Below are 23,997 nucleotides of genomic sequence, written 5' to 3'. Positions count from 1 at the left end.
GTACTCAACGATCTGCCGGACCGCCTCGATCTTGAACTCATCGGTGTACCGCTTCGTACTCATAACCACCTCCGCCTAAGCCATAGTTTATGGCCGCGAGGTGTCTACGGAACCCTGGGCGATTCAGTGCTAAGCATGAGTCCGGTGGCGTGTCAACAATTATTGCTCTGGTTAAAGAGCGGCAGGCGTGAGAGAGCCGCCAGTGGCGGTGCTTCCGAGTTAGGATACCCGAAGATTTGCTTCGGCCCGGCGTCAGGAGTCTGCTGGACGTCGGGTCACCGGAACCTCAGGCTTACGATGCGTGGCTTCCTCTCTGCCACGGTTTGACATCGTATCATCTGGTGCTTCGGGCCGGCCCCGAGCGAGGGGGGGGGGGCTGCCAATTCAGTCGATGCAACTAAGCCTGGGAATGCGGTGAAAGCGTCTTCTGCTGTCTGTCCGCTGCCGTCAGTTGGTCCAGCAAGTTGCGCGAAGAGCTGTAGCGATGCGCCGTAGGGAATCCATCTCAACGTGCAGACTCGGATGCGACGGTCAGCGACTCTGATGTCGATGGGAGCGACGCGGGATGCGTTAGAAAGCTGGGGCGCCGACGAATGCAAGCTGAGTGGGCTAACGGCATTGGTGGCATTGATCGGACTGGCGGAGGTGCAAAGCATCCTCTCGCTGTTCGAGCCCTCGGCTAAGCGTAGCCTTGTAGCTGCATACTGGCTCGCGATGTGCCGGGGCTATAGGGTGGGCTCTACCACTCACAAAGGGCTCGGTGCCTTTCAAGTTGCCCCTTGTCAACTGCGTGACCCATGACGGCTGGACTTGCCAACGGCCTCCCAGCCAGTTCTTCGTAGTTGGAGCCAGCAAGTGAGGGGGAGACGCAAATCCGCATCGTGGTCGTTTCGACGCCAACGAGGTTAAGGTCAAAGAGGGTGTGCACGTCTGCTCGGAGCAATAGGCCGTTCGAAACGATGTCGGTTCCCTTGCCCATGTAGCGATGGATGTGGGCCGCCTCAAGGACGTCGACTACCCCACAACCAGTCATGGCGCACTTGCTCCCATAAGCCTCCAGAAGGGCGGCCCGAAATTCTCTTTGACCCTGGCGTTGCACGATGGACTTGAACACCCGATCTCTCTGATCCTCGACGCTCTCTGGAAGGAAGTACCCGGATTCGTCGACGAGCTGACGCTGCTGCTCAAGCCGCGTCAAGGTGGTGGGGGATACGGGAGTGGGAGGCCCAACCTTCAGCAGCTTGATAAGTACACCGGTGACCTCCGGACCAACGTTTTTCGCCGGCTTCAGGCCCTCAATCCAGTCTTCCTTAAGCTGTTCCAAGACATGAGAGATGTTCTGCATGCGGTATTCCCAAGCCTAGGGCGTGCGACCGTGTTCGAGGGCGAGCTCTCGGTAGAGCTGCGTCTTGTTCAGCTTCATGCCGTCTGCAGCACGCTGCTGCATCCATCTGTACGCCTCAACGGAGGCAGCAAGTTGTTGGTGGGTCCAATCGTCCATGCAGCCTTCCCCTCGCCCTATGCGAATCCACGATTCGATAGGCTAGGAGTATGCCGTAGACGTCAGGGTGTGGCGAAATCCAGCTACTAGGCAGGGCGCTTAGGGCCGTGAGAGGACCAGAGCGTGTCAATGCGGCAGAGGTCAAAATCCGTCCCATAGGCCAGCGCAGCCTCCTCAGGTGGAAGGTCTACGTACCAACTAAGCTCCTTCTCGTCCATCCCGGCTTCTGCGTGGTCGATGGCAAAGAAGCTGAGCATCGCCTCGTCAAAGGTTCGCAACCAATCCGAATCAATTCGTTCCATCCGCTTCACTCCCGTGGATGGACGTAGATTACGTGCGTCCCATCCCAGATCTTGCGACTGCCGCTAGCCAGTTGCGCCAATGTTTAGGCAGCGCCAACCAAGCTGCCCAGATCAACAGAAACAAGCGATTTCCCATCTCCCCACTCATCCCGCATGGTGCACATCGGAGCGTAGAAACTCTTCTAGTCGCATAATGTTGGACGTCCCTATGTCGGGAGGGTGGCTTAATACAACACCCCCTGAGGAAATACGCCCGCCGATTGCGACTAGACGGTTTCTAACCTCCCGACTCCCTTGCCGTCCCGGCGAGGGATCTTCCTGCCGGAGGTCCAACATGCTGCTTACGACGTCGCACAGTTCGTTAGGGTTCGTGCCACCTATCCCCAAGCCATACGCCCGCCCACCTTGCAGTCACCAAGGTGGCGTGGCGGCGCATTCCACCCATGCGCAGCACATTGCCGTCGAGATTGTGCCTTACCTTCGATTGCCAAGCCGCTGGCTTGACCGGTTGGGGCTGGTCACGGACGTATCTCAGCACCGAGCCCAAGCCCGGTGGCGTCACGCTGACGATCAGCCGAAGGCCAATGACAGTCCACGCGTAGAACCCGATGAAGCCTCAGCGGAAGTCCTGCTGAGCTGATTGTCCCTGAGTGGTGGGCCCAGCCTGACGGCACGCGGCACACCCTACAGGGCGTTCGAAGCTTGGCGACATTGAACGCCAAGCCTCCGTAGCCCCGCGCTCTGAATCTCACCAACGAGCATGCCATTGCACCGCAGGTGCGGTGCGTACGCGCATGCCCGCTCAACCCGAAGCACCAGGAGGAAGTCATGAAGAAGAGTGTCTTGATCCAGCTGGAGATCGATGAAGCGCTGCTCATCAAGTTCGAGGCCGCCACGGCAACCGAAAACCTTACCGGAGCGCAGGTGCTCCGGCAGCTGATGCGGGAGTACGTGTACATGCACTGTCGCACGGAGGCGCACAACGAGGCGAAGCGCCTGGAATCGGCCAAGCGCGTCTCGGCGATTGTCGCCCTGGATGCGCTCATGGCGTCCAACCACGTGCCAGATGCGGTGGCCCGGTTCGCGGACGATGACCGGGATGTGGATGAGATGGGGCGGCGGCAGCATGGGTGGAGCAATGAGCCAGGTGTGTCGTACTGACACGCCCCGTGGCTTGGCACAGAGGCTGGCAAGGATCGGAAGTAGAGGCCGTTGGCGACAGCCTCCAGTGCCATGCCTGCCTCACGTAAGCGCTGGTTCGATTGCCGTCGAGTACCGAAGGGCTTGTTCAACGTGCCGCAATCGATGAGCATGAGGCCAGCGCCGCATGGATGCATTCGCTGGCCTCGGTGCCTCCCGCACCGTGATGGCACATTCGCCCGTTGGGCATTGCAGGCTGACATCAGTAGAAGGAAGAGGGATGCCTTTGGATATCAAGTCAACCGGTGACGCCGACCCGAATCAAGGTAGGGATTTCCGGATCTCACTGGCCCGCATGCTCCCAACTATCCTGCCGGATGGGGGCGATGGCATCGAGTACCAGTATGCATTCTTGCGTGACAATCGCCGGATCGGCGGACTGGGCATCTTTGGAGACGAAGTCACGTTGGACGCGTCCGGGGGTCGTGAAAAGCTGTATACGGTCCACCTGACGCGAGCCTCGGATATCGAGTCAGTGCTGCATTTCAAGCGGGCAATAGGCAATGAGGATGACGATTTCTCGTTCATCCGCAGCATCGCACAGGGCTTGGTTGAGGTCTTCGCGAGGAGTCGCAGCAACGTCGACCCACAGTGCAACAGGGTGACAACGACTGTGGACGCCCTGGCCCAGAATGGCGTTGGCCTTCCTGAGGGAGCCTCCGTGCTCTCCGAGTGCCAGATCATCTTGGCCGAGAACCTTGTTCCGGGTCGCGAAAGATAGGGTCTGCCATGGCTGAGTTGAAAGAGATTCTTGTACCAGCGCCGCGCATCATTGCCGCCAGCCTGCCGGAGGATCCGGATCATACCGAGTACCAATACATGTTCTACGTCGCCGGCAAGCGAGTCGGGGGTTTGGGCTTGTTCGGATGGGAGGCCATGGTTGAGGGGGCCGTTGGACCGGAGAGGGTATTCACTCTTGATCTTGGGCGCAGCTGGGTCCTGGAATCACTGTTGCGCTTCAAGCAGGAGATCGGCAGCACCGACGACGACCTCACGTTCGTAATTGGCATGGCGGAGAGACTTGTCATGGCAAACATGGATCACAGCAGCAGCAAGTACGGCATTCGCTACGTCGCAGAGACCACCGAAGAGCTACTTGCGCGTCATGGTATGACGGGGCTGAGCACGGATATGCCAATGACCCAAGGGCGAATCCTGCTTGCCCAGGCAGCCAACGTCCGGACGGCATGAGGCGGGAAAGGAACGCGTTGGACCGCTCCTGGCGTAGCCGAGCCGCTCGCGCGAGTCAGAATTTCCCGATAGCTCGAGCGGGTGACCTGTGACAATCTTCTGCGTCGCACGGGCGGGTCGGTCGGGCTATGGGGTGCTGATTGGAGTGGCCGATGCCCGAGAGCGACGTGGTTGGGGTGCGCAGGATTGAAGCACACGGAATGCTTGAAGCTGAATAAGGAAGGACGATGCCCCTTGGTTTCCAGTCCAGATCACATTCCTCCTACGATCCGGCCAGCGATGTTTCGATCCCGCGGCCAAGAATTCTTCCAACTACTCTGGCCAGTGGCAGGGGGGGTGCCGAGTACCAGTACTCGTTCTATCGCGGTGACCACCGGATCGGTGGACTCGGCTTCGAGGGGCACGATGAGGTTGTGGTAGATGGGGCATTTCGGGAATGGGTGTTCACGTTTGATCTTGGCCGAGAGGCAATCATCAAGTCCATGCTCCGACACAAGCAGGACTTCGGAGTGACAGACGACGATTTCACTTTCCTGCGCGGGCTTGCGCAAGGTCTTGTGCTTGCCTATGCAGGCTTCAACGGCAACGACGACAATCTCCGCTACGTTGCTTTGACCAATGTCGGTGCGATGCAAGGCGCCGGCGTTGTCATCTCCGACGATTCATTGATCCAGCCCGATGGACAGCTTGTCCTGGCTGCCGTGACGGTTCTGGCCAGCATTGACCAGCGAAGCGCCTGATCCTGCCGCAGCATACTGCGCCCTGAGCAAACGGAAGGAAGAGGTGCCCAAGCGGAATCGTCGGTTACCCAAAACCACCAGGATCCAGCCCCCACGAAGCGACGAGCTACACGGAGTACTCAACTGATGATCTTTCAACCCCGATTGGATTCTTCCTTTGATCCGATCCATCGAGTGTCAATTCCGGAGCCTCGAATCCTTCCTGCCGTGTTGCCAGACGGCCAGCAGGTTACGGAGTATCAGTACGCGTTCATCCGCGACGGAAGAAGGATAGGGGGACTGGGCTTCTTCGGCACAGACGCTGAAGTCGAGACGGATGGACTCACAGAGTGGGTTTTCACTTTCGATCTTGGCCACGACTGGCTTGTTTCATCGATGGTCGAGTTCAAGCAGACGCTGGGTGATACAGATGACGACTTCACCTTTGTGCGCAGCCTCGCAAACGGACTTGTGATGGCATACGCAGGGCAGGTCAGAAATGAAGACAACCTGCGATACGTGGCCGTCACTACGTCTGCAGCACTGGCTCAGGGCGGCGTGGAGATGCCGGACGGAACAGATGTTGCAGCCGATGGCGTGATCGTCTTGGCCCAGGTGGTGGTTCCCGCGCATGCTGGTTGAGGCTTGGGAAGACACCAGCTAGTCCAGTTAAATGTACATGCGCAGGTTGCCAGTACGACTCGCAGGTAAGCTATGACAATCATCCTTGGCGTGGCGGGTATGGTGCCGAGCACCGGGGCGGTGTCACCAGAACTGAAGCAAACCAAGGAAGAGTGATGTCGATCAACTTCAAGCCAAGCGCAAACACCTCGTTTGATGAGGGTAGTGGCGTCACAATTTCGCATCCTCGAATTCTTCTGGATGCGCCAGTGGACGGAGTTGCCAGCGTCGAGTACCAGTACACGTTCCGCCGAGGCGGTGAGCGGGTGGGTGCCATGGGGTTCTTCGGAACCGAAGTCGCTGCCGAGTTGGATGGGCAGCGTGGCTTGATCTACACACTCGATCTGCGCCCTGCTGAAGTACTCATGGATATGCTGAAGTTCAAGAGGTTATTTGGCGACACAAGCGACGAGTTCGTCTTTGTCCGCTGCCTGGCACAAGGCTTGGTGAATGTTTTCGCAGGCAAATCCGCCAATCACGAGAGCAGACGCTATCTGGTCGTCGCCAGCGCCGAAGACTTGGCACAGGTTGGTGCGCCCGCACTTGCCGGCCACCTTGCGCTGGCTGACGGAAGTATCATCCTCGCTAAGTTGTTTGTTCCTGCGCATGTTGCCTGACGGCGGCGCCATGCCAAGTTCAAGGAATCGCCGAATGAGGATGGGAATATGACTATCGACTTCAAGCCAAGAGGAACATCGTCCTTCGATCAGCAAAGTGGAGTTCACATCCCGCTGCCACGAATGCTCCCGCATACCTTCGCCGATGGTCTCGAGGGTGTCGAGTATCAGTTTTCCTTTCGCAGAGGTGATGAGCGAATCGACGGATTGGGAGTCTTCGGCACCGAACAGGTCGTTGAGACGTCTGGCCAGCTTGAGCGGGTGTATGCCATTGATCTCAGCTCGGCATCTGCCCTGAAATCCATGCTGCGCTCAAAAGAGAGTTTTGCAGCCACCGATGACGACCTCATCTTTCTTCGGGGCTTGGCTAGGGGCTTGGTTGACGTAATCGCAAGCCAGCACGGCGATGGGGAGCGCCTCTCCTGCGTTGCATACACAGGTGCGGAGGCGCTATCCAGCCTTGGCATTCCCGTCCCCGTCAGTGCAGATGCCCTGGAGCAGGGAGTCATCGTCCTCGCGGAAGCTAGCGTTCCTGCTCATCGGGGGTAAGGGTGGTGGGCAATCCTTTCGGTGTGGCGTCGTACTGCTCAGGCGTACGTTTGGCTAGCAAGTTGTCGGTAGAAGGACGCCTAGACTGGCGTTCCGGTCTGCAGTTGCTGACATGTCGGCTTTAGCCAGCTCTGGGTGAGGCGGCCCACAAGTGTGTCGGGTGTGAGGGCGCCTGTTGTATACCTTGGCCACCGCGTTGGAATCAATGACCATTGGGCGGCAAAGTAGCTATCGATAGGCAACGACCTCGCAGATTGCGCTTGCCTGCACGAGATCGGCGGGCCGACAGGCGGGATTTCTAAAGGAAGAGACATGACGATCGACATCGTCCCATCAACACCATCTCTCTTTGAAGTGCGCAATAGCGTGACCATTGCTCTTCCCAGGATGGTTTCCCATACGTTCTCTGATGGGCGTGGAGGAGTTGAGTATCAGTACGCGATTCTACGGGGCGACGTTCGCATCGGAGGTCTTGGGCTCTTCGGTACTGAAGACGCTGTTGCGGGTTCGACTCAGCGTGCCAGGGTTTACCCACTTGATATGACTCTGGCATGGGTACTGGAGGGTGTGCTTGGCTTCAAGAGGACGCTGGGCAACAGCGATGACGACTTTGCGTTCCTGCAAAGCCTTGCAGGAGGCTTGGTAAACTTCTTCGTCAAGCATGGGCGGACAAGTTTCAGCCGGCGCTACATCGCAATCACTCATGTCGACGCGCTGGTAGGCGCGAGCATTGCTGTGCCTGACGGCGTCCCTTTGCTACCCAATGGAACGATCGTGCTCGCCGAGTCGTTCTTGCCCGCGCGTGCAGCCTACGGCGAGCCCTCGTGACCAAGTTCGTCTTCTATGACCTCGTTCGAACCGCGCCCGCCCTTGCAATGAATTCTTCAGGTGGCGGCCAACGGAGAACTGCTCGCGCGTTATGGCAAGATAGGCCTGAGCGCGGGTAAGCGAATGTTCGAGGCGAAAGCTCTGTTTGTTCTAGCATCCTGCCCCGTGCGAGGAAGATGAGGCCAGGTGGTGCGCCTCGCTACACGGTGAGCAGCATAGGACTTTTCTGATGGCCGTCTCAGCCATCGCCGTGGCATTCTGGGAGAGCTGTATGAAGTGGCGCCGCCCGTAGTGCGCTGGCGATGCCCAAGTGGGTTCGGCGTCCTTGGGGAACTTCTACGGACACGGTTGGATGTATAGGAACAATGGCTTGCCCAAAAAGGAAGATTGATGCCGCTCCACTTCATGCCAAGAGAACGATCTGCGATTGACCTGGCCAGTGGCGTCTCGATTCCGAGGCCGCGAGTGCTACCCAGCGCTGAGGTACATGGAGCGGGGTCAATCGAGTTTCAGTACGCCTTCCTGCGCGATGGAGAGCGTATCGGTGGCATGGGCGTCTTCGGGTATGAAGCGGTTGTTGACCAAGCAGGGGGCCAAGAGTCGGCGTGCACCTTGGATCTCACGCCAGACTGGGTTCTGGAGGACATGCTCCGATTCAAGAAGACCTTGGGCAACACAGATGACGACATCACGTTTGTAGAGGGACTTGCGCAAGGATTGTTGAATGCGTTTGCCGGCCAAACCAACAACACGGATGCAATGCGCTACACGGCAATCTCAAGTGTTGACGCACTGGCTCGCGTCGGAGTTGAGATTTCAGATGCGTATCAACGGCTGACTGATGGGAAAGTCGTCCTGGCGGACGCCTACGCTGCCGCGCACGCATCAGGACTTGTACCATCGGCTTGAAATGCAGCACGACTGGAGTATGGCCTTGCGAAATCTAGAGCATCTTTTCGTTGCGAGTTTCGTCCTGCTGGGCGGCATGGCTTTGTCCGCTTGCGCGCATACCTCTGCACAATCCGCGTCGACACTCGTCAGGGAACCCACTGCCATGCCCACCACGGAAACGTCCGCTACGGCGGACAATCGCAAGCTCAGCGCCGAAGAAATCGGCCGGCGGTTTTTGAAGCTGATCGAAAGCATAGAATCAAAGAGTGACATCAATCCTGAGCATATTCAGCGCGTCCTTCAGATGCGGATATTTCCCGTGCAAGATCCAGATGGCGCCTATGCAGTCGAGGGGTTGCTTGATGACGATACGCGATACTCAATTACATATCTTCCAGGGTTGATCAAAGAGAATTATTTGCAGCCGCACAGCGTGGGCTTGTTCTTCGACTATCCCGCTTGCCCTTTGAATTATTGGGCCATCGGAAGAAAGTTGGAGGAATCAAAAAAGTACAGCGTTGCTTCGAATGTCACTCCCCCTCACGAAGGGGGGGCGGGGGCGCGAATTGGCTGGGAGTTCTATGACTTTGACAACGGTATATCAGTCAACTTTTCCGTCAATTTAGTGTCTCCCGACGCTGATAAAAAGATGGATCGCATATGCTCAATGTCCATCGGCGTACTAAACTAGCCAAGCAGGGTAAGTGAATGGCAAGCCCAAGCACCCAACTAGAAGCTGCGCTTGCACAGTTTTCCGGACAGCAAGGCGTGACGCCGGATCAAGTGGCGCAACTGCGTGCTGCACTCACGGCAGATGCAAGGCTTCTACGACAATTTGACCAGGCGGCGCAGGCGGAGCACTTGAAAGGCTTTGCATTGCAGGCCGCCAACAGCAATATACATAATTTGGTCGGAGCCTACGATATCCAGAGTGGTGTCGTCATGTTGCCGCGGGCGAGTTTTCAAACAACTGGACCAGCCCCAAGCACCGACCTGAAGGCAACGCTGAAAGTTCAGCAAATGTCGGTAGAGTTTGGCAACAGCACCTACCAGGACGCGGCGAGCAACAGCCACAGCGTCACTCAGGACATGGTGGATAACCTGCAATCCACCATCAACAATTCACCGGTACTCGCCGATGAGATCAAGAGGGCGGTGACGACCCTCGATCCAACTGATCGGAACCGTCGAGCTCAACTTGAACACTTTGGGTTCGTTGGCCCAGGTGTAGCAGCAGGTGGCACCTATGACGGCATAAACAAAGTTATGCACCTGCCACCGCTTGGCCTACAAACGAATTCAGCAAGTAATCCGCAAGGACGATTCAGCGACATCGATATGACGTTTGTGCTGGGGCACGAAATTCAACATGGCTTCAACCATACAGCTAAAGTCCAGGCAACCAACACGTTTCTACGAAACGTAGGTGCCCAGGCGCGCGCCATTGAGCCGGTGCACGACTATACGGATGAATTACGAACCTACATTCAGGCCGGACGCGAGGACGAGGCAAGGGCAGAGATTGCGGGATGGAACGCGGTGATGAGCCGTGAGCGGCAAGGAAATCCAAGCGCAGATTTGGATCACATGCTAAAAATATCTAATGTCAGGCTGCGTGATTTTGTCCAACAGGATCCAAGCACAACGATGCCAAAGGCAAGTGCCCTCTCTGGCCTCACCTTCGACCAGAACGGCAGTCTGCCGCAGACCTCTGCCAACATTGCCGCGATGGGTCAACACTATTTTGATCGCCCATCGCCAGACTACGCGCAATCGGGCCAGCGTCCGGTCGGGCTCGGCGAGCACAAGAATCTCGCTGGTAACCTTCAACCTACCGCGGACTATCCCAACTACTACGGTACGTGGGCGGTGGAGCAAATCCTAGTGGCCGAGGATCAGGCCAACGTCGTCCATCGAGGCATCCGGCCGAGGCTCACCATCGACATGGCCAGTATCGGGTTGAAGGAGGATTTGATCGAGAAAGAAGGCCTCGACCTAGGTAGGAACAAGGCACCTCGTCCCTACTATGACAGTAGTCATACACCTGCGTCATTGCATCATTTTGATCACACTCAGGATGGCAGCGTCAGCCCGCAGCAAGACCACCAGTACGTTCCGATCTCACCGTCTTCGCCACTTCAACAGCAGCCCGAAATTACGCGGCGCCAGTCCGTCGAGGAAGTCCAGCGACGTGGTCATGCACTGACTCCTCCTTCGATGGAGATCGCGATGGACGCGCCGGTAGTCAAAAATTCAGCGCCATCCCATCAGCAATCTAATACACCGGCGGAGATCACTCCGATGCAGGCCGGTCATCCCGAGCACGCGCTCTACCAACAGGTACGTGCAGGTGTGGCCGCGCTCGATGCATCACATGGCCGCAGCTACGACCAGACCAGCGAACGCCTCACGGGCAGCCTGCTGGTGCTGGCCAAGAGCAATGGTTTGGACCGCGTAGACCATGTGGTGCTCAGTAGCCCCACGGCAGGCCAGGCCGGCGGCCATAACGTCTTCGTGGTGCAGGGCGAGATAAACGACCCGGGCCACCTCCGTGCGGGCATGTCCACCCAGCAGGCAGTGACGGCGCCGTTCGAACAGTCGATGGCGAAGTTTGACGCGGTGGTACAAGAGCAAGCGCAGGCGCAGGCGCAGCAGTTGAACAACCAGCGTGAGACGGCAGACCACCAGCAAGAGACACATCGGTCTGCAATGAGAATGGGGTAGTGGTCATGAAACAATTTCTGCGAAAGCTATTTGAGGGTCCTACGCTTGCAGAGCCCGCGCCGGCATCCGAGGCCACTGCAGCGGGTGCCGCTTCATTGGTTCCCGCCAAGCTCCGTGAGCGGCTCCGCAAGCATCCGGCACACATCGAGCGCCTGCAGCAGGTATTGAATGATGTCACTGCCTCCGGGAGCAAAGCGGCCCCACGTTTCGAGCTTGCGGTATGGGCGTTGGAAGGCCGCCTGGGAAGCTTTCTCACGGAAGCAAGAGACGAACTCGATGCGGCGCGTGCAGCGGGCGAACGGAGGCAGATCAAGCGAGCGGAGGCGAACGTCCGGCTGATGTCGGAAATTCGGCTCAAGCACGTTTGGATCGGCGATGCCGCGTTGTGGGCGCACTTTGGAAAGCAGGAAGGAGGCGCATCGTGACTGAGACTGGTGATCAGCTTTCCCAGGAGGAAAGCGACCGCATTCTGTACGAGCAGATCATCCCGGACCACCGGTTGGACGATGTTATGGCGTATAACCGGCCCAAAGCGATCATCGTGGTCGGCCAGCCAGGGGCCTGTACAGCTGAGCTCGTGCGGGCAGCGTTCGTCGAGCTGACCAATGACGCCATTGTGATTGCACCCGAAGACCTCGCGGACTACCACCCGAGAGTGAGGGAGTTCCGCCGCGAAGATCCCTACACCTGGTCTAGTCGTACAGCGACCGATGCGTCGACATGGGCGCTCAGGCTTCTGGGGCACACCGCCAGCCTGCTCAGGCATGTGATCTTCGATATCTCGTGCACGGATGGCTCACTCCTCGTTCCAGTTCTCATCAGGCGCATGAAGGAGCGCGGTTACACAGTCGAAGTGCGCGTAACAGTGGCGCATCGATTGGAAAGCGAAATTTCCCTGCATGCCCGCTTTACAGGGGGGTTGGAAAACGAGGGTTACGGTAGATACATCTCGAAGGCCGTACATCACAGCGCATATGAGCTTCTTCCGGAAAGGCTAGACGCGATTCACGGCCGTTGACGGAAGCGCTGCAGGGGTTTCTCCCGCTCGAGCTGCAGCACTTCATACTGATGCGGCCGGCCATATCCGCGGTTGCGGGCGGGACTCCCCGGAACAGGCTATCAGCAGACTACCGGTATCAGCAGACTACTGGACCTTCGTGCGGTTCAAGACATCGAGTATGGCCAATTCCATGGCTTTCCAGTTCTTGAGAAACGCGCGCTTGTAGCTCAGCGTAATAGAAAGGCTGTTGTCTACATCAACAAAGTAGTGCGTACACAGCGCTGAGACAGCGCCCTCCACCGGCGTCACCTGTTCGCCTTCCAGTACAACACCATCTTCGCGATATGTCGCGTTGTCGCACCTGATGAACGTGGCTATGTCGCTATTCTCAGAGCGCGCTATGTACCAGTCAGGCTCGAACGAAAGGTTCCGCGGGAACGGGCGCCCTGTCTTCGCTTCCTGCGCATGCGCGTATGCCACGCGCAGTTCCTCATTGATGGCATAAGGCGTGAGTCCCATGCGCTCGGGCTGCGCCACCCTGAGATCCAGCCGGGCAGAGGGATCCTGACGCTCAAGCGAACCTTCGGTGGTGTGACCGTCGTTGGTCACGCGCCTGGCCATGGCCCCCTCGATCGGAAGCCGGTCGATGTAGTCAACAGAAATCGCGATCTCGCGGAAGAAGTCATTGGACCTCGGTGCAGCTCGGGCTCCAGGCGCCGTGGGCGTCATGCCCGGCCATTCAAGCTTGAGGTCCATACCCTCGTCGAAGGGGCCAATCTGGCTGTCGAAGTAGTTCGCCGGAATCCGGAAGGTGTTCGGCCCCAGCTTCACGTCTACCGGCGTATTGGTGTAGGTGTGCCCATTGATGGTACGACCGGTTTCAGTTGCTTCCGATGTGCTTGATCTCCCTTCCTGTTCCGCAGGGGACGTCCTTGCACATGCGCTGGCGCTCAGGGCGACGGCGAGTGCAGCTGTCAGTGTCAGGCACCGGCCGGCTGACAACACGCTCATGGGCCATTCCATTGCATTGGTTGGGGTCAACTATATGAAAAGTCTCGGCAGCGGGACAGGAAGCCAGTCAATGCGGCAACGGCCGCCCGCTCCGAGCGTAGGCCCCGGGCTCGGCCTACGGGGCAAGGCGTGACGCATCCAGCCCGTACGCGGAAGTGCCCGTGATAATCTGGACCCCAAGCGGTTCGGCAGGCACAGCAAACCGATACGAGTCTCGGGAGGACTTTGGAACGTGAAGGAACACAACGGAGCTGACACCGCCGATCTGGCGCTCTACCAGCAGATTCGCCGCGAAGTGGTCGCGCTCGACACCGCCCACGGCCGCACCTACGACAAGACCAGCGAGCGCCTCACCGGCAGCCTGCTTGCCTTGGCCAAGGACCACGGCCTGAAGCGTGTAGACCACGTGGTGCTCAGCGACCCCACCGCAGACCAGCCCGGCGCGCACAATGTGTTCGTGGTGCAGGGTGAATTGGACAACCCTGGCCACCTGCGCGCCGGCATGTGTACCGTACTTGCCGTGCAGCCCCGCCCTGAAGAGTTGCTGGAGCAGCTTGACGCAAAACCGCAGGGGCAGCAGTCTGGCGACGAATAAGTGGCGCCGGATAGCGCAACGTCAACTTCGTACACAGAGTGAGCTACGTCATGAGTGAACAGGATTCGGCAGAAACGGCAGCGGACGATTACTACACCTTCCGCGTGAGGAAGCGGGACGTCCACCTGCTAGCGCCATTCATCGCCCTGTGGGTTGTCTGGAGCGAAAGGAATGGAATCCAGGAGCTGTTCCTCAACCTCATGGACGCACTGCACTGACCAGGTAGTGCAGTGCGGCTGGGCATCGCCTTGTGCTGTACGCCTTGGCTCAGCTGTTCAACGCCAGCCCCGCCGGCGGCCACAACGGATCGGCCCGATCCAGATCGTAGTCATTGCCAAACGCCAACGCCGCCTCACGCGGCTCCAGGTCGTAGTAGCTCACCAGCAGCTGCTCATCCATGCCGGCGTCGCTGTGGTTGATGGCAAACAGGCCAAGCATGGCCTGGTCGAATTCTTCCAGCCAGTCAGTGTCGATCTTGTTCATGTGGATCCTCCGAAGCGGAAGGCAGGATCGCGCAGGGGCGTCTCACAGATTGGGACGCAGGCAGGCCAAGGGCTCGCAGCGCTGCCGACCTCCACAAGCCGCTCCTGTTAAGATGTCCGGGCCAGCCAGCCTTCCCACGTCGTTCGACTGTGTGGTTGGCCGCTTCCAGCGGCCACGCGAGCCAGGATTCTTCCTATGCCCTCACAAGGACGCTCGCATGCACCCTCGTACCCTGTTCCGTTCGGCCGCCCTGGCGCTGGCCGTCAGCCTGACCCTCGGCGCCCCGTCCGCCTTCGCTGCCGACAAGGCCGGCACCACCGCAGCCGCTACCTCCGTCCAGCGCACCGCTGTTGCGCAGGGCCTGTATGAGCTGGCCTTCAGCCCCACCCAGAATGCATTGTTCGTGGCCTCCTCCGGCGGCTTCGGCGATGCCGCCGGCCCGGCCCAGGTGCTGCGCCTGAACCCGGATTCGCTGGCCGTTGAAGCCAAGATCCCGCTGGAGCGCAAGGCATTCGGCGTGGTGCTCGACGACGCCCACAACCGACTGTACGTGGGCAACACCGTGGACACCTCGGTGACCGTGGTCGATACCGCCACCAACAAGGCCGTCGGCATTGTGCAGCTGATGGAAAAGAAGGTGGGCAAGGACGGCAAGGCCGGCTACACCCACGACCTGCGCGAACTGGTGGTCGATTCCCCGAACAACCGCCTGTACGTTACCGGCCACTCCGGCGAAGGCAGCGTGCTGTTCGTGGTGGACACGCAGTCGCTGAAGCTGATCAACACCATTCCCGGCCTGGGCAACGCCAAGGCGCCGGGCCTCACCCTGGATGCGGCCAACAAGCGCGTGCTCACCTCGAACCTGCTGGGTGAAGTGGTCACGGTGGGCACCGAGAGCGGCAAGGTGGAGCAGCGCTTCAAGGTGAGCGCCGAGCAGCCCATGAACCTGGCACTGGACCCGAGCGGCAAGCGCCTGTTCGTGACCGACCAGGGTCTGGAGATGATCCGCAAATACCAGGGCAGCAGCATTCCGGGTTTCACCTCCAAGCACCCGGGCCAGCGCGTGCTGGTGCTGGACCCCACCACCGGCAAGGAACTGGCCAGCATCGCCACTGACGCCGGCCCGCTGGGCCTGCTGCTGGATGCACCGCGCAAGCGCCTGTACGTGACCAACCGCGAGGCGGGCACGGTGACGGCGTATGACAGCGAAAGCTACAAGAAGGTGGGCACGTATGACGTGCCGACGCACCCTAACAGCCTTGCGCTGGATGCGAAGAAGAACGTCCTGTACGTGACCATCAAGAATGGTGACAAGGACGAGAAGGGTAGTGAGGAGTCTGTGGCGCGGATTGCGCTGTAAGGCTGATTGGCCTGGATGCCGCAGGTCGTAACATGATTTTTCGCCGTAACACTCGCTGTGTTACGGCGGAAATTTCATGTTACGGCCCCCGCAATAGGTCCGGAATCATGGCGGTGGGGACCGCGACGAGAATGCGGCTCGACAGGAAGGCTAGAGCGCTCTCGACGCGCCCAGACACGCCGGCTGCTCCATCAACCACCTGCGCGCAGCTGCCTCGGTATCAGTGGAGTCGCTTATGGAGACGTCAGGCTGCAGCTTCCCGCCATCACCCTTGAAGTTCCGGTCCACCGCCACCGAGCCGGTAAGCAGGAGCATGCTGCCGTCCGTGAGTCGAACAGGATTGTTGGCCGTGGAGAGGCCTGCGGTGGGCTGCCCGAAGCTGCGCGTAGCGGGTCTGCCTCGAAACGCCAACGCCATCATTTCGCCGGAGCTAGCGGTCTTCGAGCCGAAAAGCACCGCCACGGCGGGGGCAGGGTGGCGTAGCACATAAGGTGGTGATGCAAGCTCAATCCGCATACGCTCGTCCACCATGACGCGTCCGGACTGGAGGCTCCAGACCTGGTGCGTCTTCCCCAGGTTGAACGCGCCGATGACTTCCTTGTCGCTGGGATGCGTCGATAGCAACGGCGCCACCCCGAGGATCATGGGCCACATGTTGCCGCCTTGGTTCGCCCGAAGATCCACAATCCAGCCGCAGCGATCACGCTGATCCTCAGTGCGTAGCTGCGTCTGCAACTGCTGGGCGAAGCTGACCTGCTGTTGATACCGAACGGGAGGCGCAGCCGTGGAATCCTCTTTGAAAGTCGGTATCGAGATCCAGCCGATCGGATCGGTGTTGCCGTTGCGGGCAGCGGCTGGGCCGGCACTGCCGGCTGCCTTGGCAGGTCGTCGAAGCTGGGAGGCCTGGGCTGTTCGCTGCATGCCTGACGTGCTGGCCATCGTTGATGCACGGATCCAGCGGCCGTGGTTGCCTGTGCTGCGGGCGATGACGTCGTCCAGGAGCTTGTCGGCTTCGGTTGGTTCGTTGGCGTGACGAATCTGCTGGCGTGTGGACGGCCAGTCGATCTGGTCCCGGTAGAGGGCGCCTTGTTCAAGGAGCTGCAGGATCTTTTCGCGTACGTCTGGGGTTTCAGATGCGCCAGTGGAAGGGGCCGCTGCTGCGAGGGTGCATGCTGCTGTTAGTGCGAGGGTGCTGGCCAGTGCTGCTAGTCCTTTAGCTTTTGACACGTGTTGCTCTCCGTTGTTGATGAAGGTTTTGTGCCTTCGATTTTGGTCATGCCTCAATCGCACCTTGAGCTGCTCCGTGCAGTCGACTGGGATGCGACCCTACCAGTCAGCGGCCCTACCTGGTTTCACGAAACGCTCGTTGAGGGCGCCCTCTTGGGGCGCCCTGGGATGGCGGGTGGCGAAGGCGCTGGGTTATGCCTTCGATCTTATCGCTAGGTGCTCAGGCATTCACATCCACCACCAACCGCCCACGCACCTTGCCTTCCAGGAACGCCGGGAACACTTCCAGCACGTCCTTCAGGCCAATCACTTCGACGGTGCTCGCCAGCTTGCCCAGATCCAGATCGGTCGCAAGCCGCTTCCACGCTTCAATGCGCACGCTGCGCGGCGCCTGCACGGAATCGATACCTGCCAGCGTTACGTTGCGCAGGATGAAAGGCAGTACAGAGGTGGTGAGGTCATCGCCCTGTGCCAGCCCGGCGGCGGACACCACGCCACGATACTTCGTCTGTGCCAGTGCATTGGCCAGCGTGTGGCTGCCGGCCACATCCACCACGCCCGCCCAACGCTCGGCGTCGAGCCCGCGGGTGCGGGGCGCGGCCAGGGTGGTGCGATCGATGAGTTCGGCGGCGCCCAGGTCCTTCAGGTACTGCGCGTGCTCCGGGCGCCCGGTGGACGCCACCACGCGGTAGCCCAGCTTGGAGAGGATCGCCACGGCGATGGAGCCCACGCCGCCGTTGGCGCCGGTGACCAGGATGTCGCCGTGCTCGGGCTTCACGCCGCCATGTTCGAGCGCCAGCACGCACAGCATGGCGGTATAGCCGGCTGTGCCGATGGCCATGGCGTCTTTGCTGCTGATGCTGTCGGGCAGCTTCACCAGCCACTCGCCGGGAACGCGCGCGCGCTGGGCCAGGCCGCCGTGGTGGGTCTGGCTGAGGCCGTAGCCGTTGAGCACCACGCGGTCGCCGTTGCGGAACTCGGCATGGCTTGATTCCACTACGGTGCCGGCCAGGTCGATGCCCGGAATCATCGGGAAGCTGCGGATGATCGGCGAGCGGTTGGTCATCGCCAGCGAGTCTTTGTAGTTCAGGGTGGAGTAGTCCACCTGCACCAGTACATCGCCGTCGTGCAGATCGGCGTCGTCAAAGCTCACGAGCTTGGTGGAGACCTGGCCGTCTTCTTTTGTGGCCAGCAGGGCATTGAATTTCATGGCGTTGATCACCTCGGGGGACATGAGCTGCATGCTATGGTCGTGCCGTGGTTGCCACAAGAACTATGCTTTTTCACAGGTACTATGGTTTTCAGGAGTATCCCGTAATGGCACGGCGCGTATATGGCAAAACCGGTTGCAGTGTGGAGGCTACGCTCTCGGTCATGGGCGGCACGTGGAAGCCGGTGATCCTGTTCTACCTGGTGTCCGGCACCAAGCGTTTCATGGAGCTGACCCGGCTGATCCCCAACGCCACGCAATCGATGTTGACCAGCCAGCTCCGCGAGCTGGAGGCCGACGGCGTGGTGGTGCGGCACGTGTATCCCGAGGTGCCGCCGAAGGTGGAGTACCGGCTTTCGGAACTGGGCCAGACGCTGGTGCCGGTGTTGCTGGCAATGCGCGATTGGGGGAGTGCTTACAAGAGGAAGAACCGGGAGCAGACAGGTGAGCTCTGAGAAGCGCATGCAGCTGCGGCCGGATGCCGCAGCGTGCTTAGGACTTTTCCTATACGTCACTCGTGCAGGTTCCGCCACACTACGCACGCGCTACGATCGCCCGTATCAGGAAGAGACGTGACCATGACACTGAAGGCCTATAGATCAATTGTGTTGTGTGCTGCGAGCGTGATCGCGATAGCGGCGTTGTCAGGGTGCAGTCGCGGAGAAGAGACCGCGCAACCCAACGTGGTGGTTAACAAGGAGAACGCTGAGATGCGGACTGTAGCTCCTCTTATTCGACCGATTGCGTTGGACAAGGCGGGCGAGGTGATAAACCTCGAGTTTGAAGTCCCGCCGCCCGGGCCAAATGCGGTGCCCTACCTCATGCTGGGTTTGCGACTGACCAGGCCGGACGCAGCCTCTGGAACTGCGCTTTCCATGAGATTGGTCGAAGCAAAAATGGCGGCCAACGTACGACTGCTCCGCGTCGAAGAAGGCGCCGTCACAATGGTGCCTCTCATGAGGAATACGCCAGACCTGCGTGATCGAGTCACAGTTCCTGTAGACGGCAGCGTGCCAGGTCTAACCACGACCAGCGTTGATACATCGTTACTAGAAGATGCCGGACTTCTCGACGCCACTCTGTTCTATGACGTCCTTCAATTCGCATCTGCAGAGAACATCCAGCCGGGGCATTACCGATTGAGCATGGAACTTTCGGCGGATCACCCAGAGTTCCAGGGCGACAACGCTGAGTTGCTTGTTGCTTACTTCAAAAAGGCGAAATGATTCATGGGCAAGGACGCACCCTATACCGTCACCGTTTACGTAGCTGCCCCCGGCACACCGCTAGCCCGAGGTGGTACATCGGCCGCAGGCCATATGTACTTGTCGGTCGAGCATGGGATCTTCTCGTAGAGCCTCGGGTTCGCGCCCATCAAACATGGCGCTACGAGCGGGCCGGGAGCTGTAACGGGCTTGGACGAGGCAGACTACATAAAGCCATTCTATGCACGGAAGATGGAGATCACGAAGGATCAGTTCGATCGCATCATTGAATTTGGCAAAGACCCTACCAAGCATGGTTTCAACATGCAATACGGTGGCTTCAACAACAGCTGCATCGACTTCACTTGGGGTGCGCTGAACCATGCCGGCCTGCACCGTCAGTCCAAGTCGGGTCAGGACAAACACTACGAGGGTGCCGTCAGGCCGCTGGAAAACAAGCGAGAAGTTGAAAGCATTCCTGCCCCAGTCCGGGGCAGCAAGGTGGATGCCGAAATCCACAACGACATGCCGAAGCAAACAATCTTTCAGAAGTGGATCTCTGAAAACGGTCCTTGCGAGGGTGTGGAGGGTGATCCGATGATGGCTCAGATTCGCGGCAAGGTCGCCGAACTGGACGCCGCCAACGGGCGCAGGTACGACCCCACCAGCGAAAACGTCAGCGCCAGCCTGTTCGTGCTGGCCAAGGAAAACGGCCTGTCGCGCGTCGACCACGTGATGCTCAGCGAGCGCACCGCGCAATCGCCCGCGGCCGAGAACATCTTCGTGGTGCAGGGCGAGCGCGGTGACCCCGGGCATCTGCGCGCGGCGATGGCAACCGCCCAGGCCGCGCAGACGCCGGTTGAGGTGTCGATGGAACGCGGTGAGCAGCTGACGAACAACAGCCAGCTGGCGCAGCAGCAGAACGACCAGGTGCAATCGCAGGAGCGTGAGACAACCGCCCGCCGAATGGGCTGAACGTTCGCCTGTGTGTCATTGAGAAGTCAGAAAGGTTGCACCCGCCGGGCTGTGCACGCGATGTCATTGCGGCCGCGATTTTCTTCACGGGTGGTGTGTGGCAGGTTGTCTAAGGTCAACGCTTCATTCGCACCGAAGGACATCCCATGACGGCATCGCGCGTTCGATTGCATGTTGAAGACACCGGCGGTACTGGCCGCCCTGTCGTGCTGATCCACGGCTGGCCGTTGTCCGCCGAATCCTGGAAGGCGCAGGTGCCTGTGCTGAAGGACGCGGGCTATCGGGTGGTGGCCTACGACCGCCGCGGCTTCGGCCGCTCGGAGAAGCCTGCAGACGGCTACGAGTACGACACGCTGGCCGATGACTTGGCGGGGGTGCTGGAAGACCTGGATCTGCGCGATGCCACGCTGGTGGGCTTCTCGATGGGCGGCGGCGAAGTGGCACGTTACATCGCGCGGCATGGTGAGCAGCGTCTGCGCAGCGTAGTGTTCGCCGCTGCCGTGCCGCCGTACCTGCTCAAGACCGCTGACAACCCCGAAGGGCCGCTGACCGAAGAGAAGGCGGAGCAGATGCGGTTGGGCCTGCAGAACCATCGCGATACGTTCTTTGATGGGTTTACCAAGGATTTCTTCAGCGCGAAGGGTGAGCTGAAGGTCAGCGAGAAGCAGCGTCAGGAGGCGATTGCGCTGTGTGAGCAGTCTGATCAGACGGCCGCTCTTGGCTGCATGAAGGCCTTCGGTACCACCGACTTCCGCGAGGATCTGAAGAAGGTGACGGTGCCTACGTTGGTGCTGCACGGTGACAGTGACGGCACGGTGCCGTTTGAGGGCTCCGGGAAGCGCACGCATGCCGCCATTGCGGGCAGCGAGGTGGTGGTGCTGGAGGATGCGCCGCATGGGTGCAATGCCAGCCACCCTGAGCAGTTCAATGCGGCGTTGGTGGCGTTTCTGGCAAAGTAGGTCACGTTCAGCCACGCATGGCGTGGCTCTACGGCCACGGGGGCGTGGCGTCACGGCCGGGGATTGCGTGATTTCGCGGCCATGTATCGCGTGATGTCACGGGCATGTATCGCGTGGCGTCATTTCCACCTGGGCGCGTGGCGCCACGCAATTGGAACGATGGGAACTTGCATGCGTAAGACGGTTACACCGCCTTGGAAGAAGCCCAATCCCAAGAAGGCCGGGAAGGGGCAGCCGTTGTCGCAGGTGCAGAAGGATGCGGCGCGGCAGCGTGCCAAGGAAAACGGCCGGGCTTACCCCAACCTGGTGGATAACATGTGGGCGGCAAAACTGCCACGCGGCGACTGAGCCTCACGGCGATGCGGTGACTACTTCACCGCATCGCCTCTGGTGCGCCTCAATACTGGATCAGCGCAGGGCGTCCTTGGCGGCGCTCAGCGCCTGGTCCGCGCGCAGGAAGACGGCGGTGGTGGCTTCGGCCGTATGGGTCGAGGCCGTGCCCAACAGCAGCGCCACGCCCAGACTCTGTTGGGTATCGCGTGCCACCTGTTCGAGCTTGGCGAGCGTTTCGCCCGCATCGGCGCTGCCCAGCACCGCAATGAATTCGCCGCTGCCGGTGACACGGTTGATGCTGTCGCCGCGCTCAGGCTGCAGGCACTGCTCCAGCGCCTGGTCCAACTGCTGCAGCTGGCGGTCCAGCCCGCGCTCGCCCAAGCGCTGCGCCGCCGCGGAAAGGTCCTGCAGCTCCAGAATCACCACGGTGTAGGAACCGGCCGCATCGGGTGCCGCAGCGGTCTCTTCGGCGACGCCGTGTTCCAGAATGGCGGCGACCTGCTGCTCGCGTTCGCGGCTGCGGCCTTCCATCAGATTCATGGTGATGCGGGCCAGGGCCTGCAGGGCCTCGCGCTGGGTGGTGTTGAGCTGGCGCGGGTTGAGGTCCACTACGCAGACGCTGCCAACGGCGGCGCCATCTTCGGTGACCAGCGGCATGCCGGCGTAGAAGCGGGCGCCGATGTCCTTCAGGACCGGGTTATCGGCGAAGCGCGCGTCCAGCGTGAGGTCGCCCACTTCCATCAGCTCTTTCGGCTGGCGGATGGCGTGGTCGCACACCGCCACGTTGCGCTCGGTCTGCACGCCCTCCAGCCCGGTGCGGGCCTTGAACCACTGGCGGTCGCGGTCGATCAGGGTCACCAGGCCATCGGGGTGCCGCAGACGGCGGCGGCCACTTTGACGATGTCGTCGTAGGCGGGTTCGGGCAGGCTGCCCACGATATGCAGCGCATCCAGGGCGCGCTGGCGTTCGGTTTCATCGAAGACGGCGGTGGTGCTTGGGGTCATGCAGTTACCTGTCAGGCGTAGGGCATGGCAATAGCCTAGGTCAGCCGCGACGCGTTCAGGTTAAGCCCGGGTGGACGCGCGGTGACCGGTTCACCTGCGCGTGCAGTTCCTGCGTATCAGCGCTTGACGGCCAACACGCCATCCAGCGCCAGCTCGGCTTTGAAGCCAGCCTTCTCCAGCCGTTTGGCCACTTCACGCGGCACGTCGCGGCCGCTGGTGAGCTTGTTGGGGGCACCGGTGTAATGGAACATGCGCCCGCCCGCGCGGATCACCCGTGCCAGCTGGTCGTAGAACACCTGCGAGTAGAGCTCGCCGGCAATGCCGAAGCGCGGCGGGTCGTGCAGGATGGCGTCCACCGAGCTGGTCTCCAGCCCGGTGATGGCCTCCGATACGTCGCCGTGGGTCAGCGACAGACGGCCACCGCTGCTGGCGGCGTCCGGGTCCGGCGACCAGGGGTTGAGGGTGCGCAGCCACAGCACGTCGGGGTTCTTTTCGAACGACAGGATGCGGGTGACGCCTGCCTCCAGACAGCAGGCGGCGAAGTAGCCCAGCCCGCCACAGGTATCCAGCACGGTCTTGCCGGCCGGTGCCACCAGCGCCACCTTGCGGCGCGCGTCCTCGTACGGCGACACCTGCGCGCTGGGCAGCATCTTGATGCCATCGATCTCGAAGGTGGGCGCGTCCCACTCGGTGGGCACCAGCTTGATCAGCGCCGTACCGTAGCGCGACACCGCCAGGAATTCCTCGCCGTCCCAGTAGTACAGGGTGCGGTCCTTGGTCTTGCCCGGGTAGGCATAGGTCTCGCCCTTCCACTGCCAGCTCTCGGCGCCCAGCACGGCGGTGCCGGTGGAGCGGGCGAGGTCGAGCGAGCCGGTCCATTCGGTGGCACCGGCGTCGCGGGCGCGGACCAGGGCTTCGGCAAGGGGGCGGGTAAGCAGGGGGCCGGTGTAGTGGGGCACGGGATCGGGGCGACCAAGCTGCAGGGCAGCCGGCCTGGAAGAAGGGAAGGGGTGGAATCGTACCCGAGATGGGCGGCGGGCTGGTTCAGGGCGGCTCGGTTGGATGGCCAAGTGCCCGTGGCCTGGGCGGCAACAGCGTGTCGCTGAAGCAACCCCAGCCGCCGTAAGTACCGGAGCCACAGATGACAAGGTCTGCCTCGGGCGGGTACATCTGGCTGAAGGCGCAGTAGGTGGCGTGGTACATGCGCGTGGCACGGGATTGGCGTGCGTACTGATAGGTGAACGACCCGTCCTCGTTGGGAATGAGGACCTGCTCCACCGCGGCCTGTCCGCCGTTGAAGTCGTCCCACAGGCCGGTGCGGACGATCACGTGGATACCGTCGTCGGCGTCGCCGGGGCGGTCGTGGTAGCCGGGCGGGAACGGCTCTGGCGTGGCGGTCGTGAGCAGGAACAGCAGCAGGATAGGCATGGGT

General features: G+C 60.5%; 29 protein-coding genes and 1 pseudogene. 21 read left to right on the top strand and 9 right to left on the bottom strand.

The features are described from left to right. Positions 1–739 precede the first annotated feature (739 nt). Positions 740–1,345 carry an HNH endonuclease gene (locus ACREPD_RS16400; RefSeq protein ID WP_431600321.1) on the bottom strand — a complete coding sequence of 202 codons (606 nt, stop codon included), beginning with the start codon at positions 1,343–1,345 and terminating at the stop codon, positions 740–742. Positions 1,346–1,587: 242 nt separating this feature from the next. Continuing rightward, positions 1,588–1,803 carry a hypothetical protein gene (locus tag ACREPD_RS16395; protein WP_431600320.1) on the bottom strand — a complete coding sequence of 72 codons (216 nt, stop codon included), beginning with the start codon at positions 1,801–1,803 and terminating at the stop codon, positions 1,588–1,590. A gap of 828 nt (positions 1,804–2,631) precedes the next feature. On the opposite strand from ACREPD_RS16395, the gene ACREPD_RS16390 reads away from it, so the two are divergent. The 13 genes from ACREPD_RS16390 to ACREPD_RS16330 all read left to right on the top strand — a co-directional run bounded on the left by ACREPD_RS16390 (position 2,632) and on the right by ACREPD_RS16330 (position 12,221). After that, the gene (locus tag ACREPD_RS16390; RefSeq protein WP_431600319.1) at positions 2,632–2,964 is read left to right on the top strand and encodes a hypothetical protein; all 333 of its coding nucleotides are present in this window, start codon (positions 2,632–2,634) and stop codon (positions 2,962–2,964) included. A gap of 259 nt (positions 2,965–3,223) precedes the next feature. After that, a complete protein-coding gene (locus ACREPD_RS16385; RefSeq protein WP_431600318.1) occupies positions 3,224–3,724 on the top strand; it encodes a hypothetical protein in 501 nt (166 codons plus the stop codon). An 8-nt stretch (positions 3,725–3,732) separates the two neighbouring features. Continuing rightward, positions 3,733–4,194 (top strand): hypothetical protein, encoded by a 462-nt coding sequence (locus ACREPD_RS16380; RefSeq protein WP_431600317.1) that lies wholly within the window; start codon positions 3,733–3,735, stop codon positions 4,192–4,194. Between the two features lie 227 nt (positions 4,195–4,421). Continuing rightward, the gene (locus tag ACREPD_RS16375) at positions 4,422–4,934 is read left to right on the top strand and encodes a hypothetical protein (RefSeq protein ID WP_431600316.1); all 513 of its coding nucleotides are present in this window, start codon (positions 4,422–4,424) and stop codon (positions 4,932–4,934) included. Positions 4,935–5,060: 126 nt separating this feature from the next. Continuing rightward, positions 5,061–5,555 (top strand): hypothetical protein, encoded by a 495-nt coding sequence (locus ACREPD_RS16370; protein ID WP_431600315.1) that lies wholly within the window; start codon positions 5,061–5,063, stop codon positions 5,553–5,555. A gap of 155 nt (positions 5,556–5,710) precedes the next feature. Then, on the top strand, positions 5,711–6,211 hold the full coding sequence (locus ACREPD_RS16365; protein ID WP_431600314.1) for a hypothetical protein: 501 nt from the start codon (positions 5,711–5,713) through the stop codon (positions 6,209–6,211). Positions 6,212–6,259: 48 nt separating this feature from the next. Further along, the gene (locus tag ACREPD_RS16360) at positions 6,260–6,760 is read left to right on the top strand and encodes a hypothetical protein (RefSeq protein ID WP_431600313.1); all 501 of its coding nucleotides are present in this window, start codon (positions 6,260–6,262) and stop codon (positions 6,758–6,760) included. Between the two features lie 312 nt (positions 6,761–7,072). After that, positions 7,073–7,588, top strand: coding sequence for a hypothetical protein (locus ACREPD_RS16355; protein WP_431600312.1), 516 nt, complete (start codon positions 7,073–7,075; stop codon positions 7,586–7,588). Positions 7,589–7,978: 390 nt separating this feature from the next. After that, positions 7,979–8,497: a hypothetical protein gene (locus ACREPD_RS16350; protein ID WP_431600311.1), complete on the top strand. Its 519-nt coding sequence runs from the start codon at positions 7,979–7,981 to the stop codon at positions 8,495–8,497. 1 nt (position 8,498) lies between these two features. After that, positions 8,499–9,170, top strand: coding sequence for a hypothetical protein (locus ACREPD_RS16345; RefSeq protein WP_431600310.1), 672 nt, complete (start codon positions 8,499–8,501; stop codon positions 9,168–9,170). 77 nt (positions 9,171–9,247) lie between these two features. Then, positions 9,248–11,203, top strand: coding sequence for an XVIPCD domain-containing protein (locus ACREPD_RS16340; protein WP_431600323.1), 1,956 nt, complete (start codon positions 9,248–9,250; stop codon positions 11,201–11,203). 5 nt (positions 11,204–11,208) lie between these two features. Further along, positions 11,209–11,628: a hypothetical protein gene (locus ACREPD_RS16335; protein ID WP_431600309.1), complete on the top strand. Its 420-nt coding sequence runs from the start codon at positions 11,209–11,211 to the stop codon at positions 11,626–11,628. Next, on the top strand, positions 11,625–12,221 hold the full coding sequence (locus ACREPD_RS16330; protein ID WP_431600308.1) for a zeta toxin family protein: 597 nt from the start codon (positions 11,625–11,627) through the stop codon (positions 12,219–12,221). The genes ACREPD_RS16335 and ACREPD_RS16330 overlap by 4 nt, the downstream gene beginning before the upstream one ends. A gap of 126 nt (positions 12,222–12,347) precedes the next feature. On the opposite strand, the gene ACREPD_RS16325 is transcribed toward ACREPD_RS16330, so the two are convergent. After that, complete coding sequence (locus ACREPD_RS16325; RefSeq protein WP_431600307.1) at positions 12,348–13,214, bottom strand: hypothetical protein; 867 nt, start codon at positions 13,212–13,214, stop codon at positions 12,348–12,350. A gap of 232 nt (positions 13,215–13,446) precedes the next feature. Between ACREPD_RS16325 and ACREPD_RS16320 the strand changes: the two genes are divergently transcribed. Both ACREPD_RS16320 and ACREPD_RS16315 read left to right on the top strand, forming a co-directional pair. Continuing rightward, on the top strand, positions 13,447–13,809 hold the full coding sequence (locus tag ACREPD_RS16320; protein ID WP_431600306.1) for an XVIPCD domain-containing protein: 363 nt from the start codon (positions 13,447–13,449) through the stop codon (positions 13,807–13,809). A 50-nt stretch (positions 13,810–13,859) separates the two neighbouring features. Then, entirely contained in the window at positions 13,860–14,027 is a 168-nt protein-coding gene (locus ACREPD_RS16315; protein WP_431600305.1) for a hypothetical protein, read from the top strand. 49 nt (positions 14,028–14,076) lie between these two features. Here ACREPD_RS16315 and ACREPD_RS16310 read toward each other — a convergent pair whose 3' ends face one another. Beyond that, positions 14,077–14,292 carry a hypothetical protein gene (locus ACREPD_RS16310; protein WP_421569022.1) on the bottom strand — a complete coding sequence of 72 codons (216 nt, stop codon included), beginning with the start codon at positions 14,290–14,292 and terminating at the stop codon, positions 14,077–14,079. A 217-nt stretch (positions 14,293–14,509) separates the two neighbouring features. Here ACREPD_RS16310 and ACREPD_RS16305 point away from each other — a divergent pair, with 217 nt between their 5' ends. Continuing rightward, entirely contained in the window at positions 14,510–15,652 is a 1,143-nt protein-coding gene (locus ACREPD_RS16305; protein ID WP_431600304.1) for a YncE family protein, read from the top strand. A 150-nt stretch (positions 15,653–15,802) separates the two neighbouring features. On the opposite strand, the gene ACREPD_RS16300 is transcribed toward ACREPD_RS16305, so the two are convergent. After that, a complete protein-coding gene (locus ACREPD_RS16300) occupies positions 15,803–16,879 on the bottom strand; it encodes a S41 family peptidase (protein ID WP_431600303.1) in 1,077 nt (358 codons plus the stop codon). Between the two features lie 220 nt (positions 16,880–17,099). Next, positions 17,100–18,089, bottom strand: a complete 990-nt coding sequence (locus ACREPD_RS16295; RefSeq protein ID WP_431600322.1) for an MDR family oxidoreductase — start codon at positions 18,087–18,089, stop codon at positions 17,100–17,102. 107 nt (positions 18,090–18,196) lie between these two features. On the opposite strand from ACREPD_RS16295, the gene ACREPD_RS16290 reads away from it, so the two are divergent. The 5 genes from ACREPD_RS16290 (at position 18,197) to ACREPD_RS16270 (ending at position 21,576) form a co-directional block, all read left to right on the top strand. Continuing rightward, the gene (locus ACREPD_RS16290) at positions 18,197–18,544 is read left to right on the top strand and encodes a winged helix-turn-helix transcriptional regulator (protein WP_431600302.1); all 348 of its coding nucleotides are present in this window, start codon (positions 18,197–18,199) and stop codon (positions 18,542–18,544) included. Positions 18,545–18,661: 117 nt separating this feature from the next. Continuing rightward, positions 18,662–19,315 (top strand): hypothetical protein, encoded by a 654-nt coding sequence (locus ACREPD_RS16285; protein WP_431600301.1) that lies wholly within the window; start codon positions 18,662–18,664, stop codon positions 19,313–19,315. A gap of 231 nt (positions 19,316–19,546) precedes the next feature. Further along, positions 19,547–20,269: an XVIPCD domain-containing protein gene (locus tag ACREPD_RS16280; protein WP_431600300.1), complete on the top strand. Its 723-nt coding sequence runs from the start codon at positions 19,547–19,549 to the stop codon at positions 20,267–20,269. A gap of 146 nt (positions 20,270–20,415) precedes the next feature. Further along, positions 20,416–21,228, top strand: coding sequence for an alpha/beta fold hydrolase (locus ACREPD_RS16275; protein WP_431600299.1), 813 nt, complete (start codon positions 20,416–20,418; stop codon positions 21,226–21,228). A 171-nt stretch (positions 21,229–21,399) separates the two neighbouring features. After that, entirely contained in the window at positions 21,400–21,576 is a 177-nt protein-coding gene (locus tag ACREPD_RS16270; RefSeq protein WP_431600298.1) for a hypothetical protein, read from the top strand. Between the two features lie 60 nt (positions 21,577–21,636). Here the strand turns inward: ACREPD_RS16270 and ACREPD_RS16265 are convergent. From ACREPD_RS16265 to ACREPD_RS16255, 3 genes and pseudogenes are all read right to left on the bottom strand, one after another. After that, positions 21,637–22,565, bottom strand: a pseudogene (locus tag ACREPD_RS16265) (GAF domain-containing protein). Between the two features lie 116 nt (positions 22,566–22,681). Next, positions 22,682–23,524 (bottom strand): class I SAM-dependent methyltransferase, encoded by an 843-nt coding sequence (locus ACREPD_RS16260; RefSeq protein WP_431600297.1) that lies wholly within the window; start codon positions 23,522–23,524, stop codon positions 22,682–22,684. Between the two features lie 85 nt (positions 23,525–23,609). Then, the coding region (locus ACREPD_RS16255; protein WP_431600296.1) for a hypothetical protein at positions 23,610–23,997 on the bottom strand (388 nt) is incomplete at its 5' end.

The organism is Stenotrophomonas sp. (genome assembly GCF_050737075.1).
In the GTDB taxonomy this organism is placed as follows: Bacteria; Pseudomonadota; Gammaproteobacteria; order Xanthomonadales; family Xanthomonadaceae; genus Stenotrophomonas.
The sequence above is the reverse complement of the archived record's forward strand: the minus strand, read 5'-3'. Positions and strand labels throughout refer to the sequence as shown.

Excerpts from the sequence above, each read along its gene's own strand:
- ACREPD_RS16400 (WP_431600321.1), bottom strand. The coding sequence starts at position 1,345 with ATGCAGAACATCTCTCATGTCTTGGAACAGCTTAAGGAAGACTGGATT.
- ACREPD_RS16395 (WP_431600320.1), bottom strand. The coding sequence starts at position 1,803 with ATGGAACGAATTGATTCGGATTGGTTGCGAACCTTTGACGAGGCGATG.
- ACREPD_RS16390 (WP_431600319.1), top strand. The coding sequence starts at position 2,632 with ATGAAGAAGAGTGTCTTGATCCAGCTGGAGATCGATGAAGCGCTGCTC.
- ACREPD_RS16385 (WP_431600318.1), top strand. The coding sequence starts at position 3,224 with ATGCCTTTGGATATCAAGTCAACCGGTGACGCCGACCCGAATCAAGGT.
- ACREPD_RS16380 (WP_431600317.1), top strand. The coding sequence starts at position 3,733 with ATGGCTGAGTTGAAAGAGATTCTTGTACCAGCGCCGCGCATCATTGCC.
- ACREPD_RS16375 (WP_431600316.1), top strand. The coding sequence starts at position 4,422 with ATGCCCCTTGGTTTCCAGTCCAGATCACATTCCTCCTACGATCCGGCC.
- ACREPD_RS16370 (WP_431600315.1), top strand. The coding sequence starts at position 5,061 with ATGATCTTTCAACCCCGATTGGATTCTTCCTTTGATCCGATCCATCGA.
- ACREPD_RS16365 (WP_431600314.1), top strand. The coding sequence starts at position 5,711 with ATGTCGATCAACTTCAAGCCAAGCGCAAACACCTCGTTTGATGAGGGT.
- ACREPD_RS16360 (WP_431600313.1), top strand. The coding sequence starts at position 6,260 with ATGACTATCGACTTCAAGCCAAGAGGAACATCGTCCTTCGATCAGCAA.
- ACREPD_RS16355 (WP_431600312.1), top strand. The coding sequence starts at position 7,073 with ATGACGATCGACATCGTCCCATCAACACCATCTCTCTTTGAAGTGCGC.
- ACREPD_RS16350 (WP_431600311.1), top strand. The coding sequence starts at position 7,979 with ATGCCGCTCCACTTCATGCCAAGAGAACGATCTGCGATTGACCTGGCC.
- ACREPD_RS16345 (WP_431600310.1), top strand. The coding sequence starts at position 8,499 with ATGCAGCACGACTGGAGTATGGCCTTGCGAAATCTAGAGCATCTTTTC.
- ACREPD_RS16335 (WP_431600309.1), top strand. The coding sequence starts at position 11,209 with ATGAAACAATTTCTGCGAAAGCTATTTGAGGGTCCTACGCTTGCAGAG.
- ACREPD_RS16325 (WP_431600307.1), bottom strand. The coding sequence starts at position 13,214 with ATGAGCGTGTTGTCAGCCGGCCGGTGCCTGACACTGACAGCTGCACTC.
- ACREPD_RS16315 (WP_431600305.1), top strand. The coding sequence starts at position 13,860 with ATGAGTGAACAGGATTCGGCAGAAACGGCAGCGGACGATTACTACACC.
- ACREPD_RS16310 (WP_421569022.1), bottom strand. The coding sequence starts at position 14,292 with ATGAACAAGATCGACACTGACTGGCTGGAAGAATTCGACCAGGCCATG.
- ACREPD_RS16305 (WP_431600304.1), top strand. The coding sequence starts at position 14,510 with ATGCACCCTCGTACCCTGTTCCGTTCGGCCGCCCTGGCGCTGGCCGTC.
- ACREPD_RS16295 (WP_431600322.1), bottom strand. The coding sequence starts at position 18,089 with ATGAAATTCAATGCCCTGCTGGCCACAAAAGAAGACGGCCAGGTCTCC.
- ACREPD_RS16290 (WP_431600302.1), top strand. The coding sequence starts at position 18,197 with ATGGCACGGCGCGTATATGGCAAAACCGGTTGCAGTGTGGAGGCTACG.
- ACREPD_RS16280 (WP_431600300.1), top strand. The coding sequence starts at position 19,547 with ATGGAGATCACGAAGGATCAGTTCGATCGCATCATTGAATTTGGCAAA.
- ACREPD_RS16275 (WP_431600299.1), top strand. The coding sequence starts at position 20,416 with ATGACGGCATCGCGCGTTCGATTGCATGTTGAAGACACCGGCGGTACT.
- ACREPD_RS16270 (WP_431600298.1), top strand. The coding sequence starts at position 21,400 with ATGCGTAAGACGGTTACACCGCCTTGGAAGAAGCCCAATCCCAAGAAG.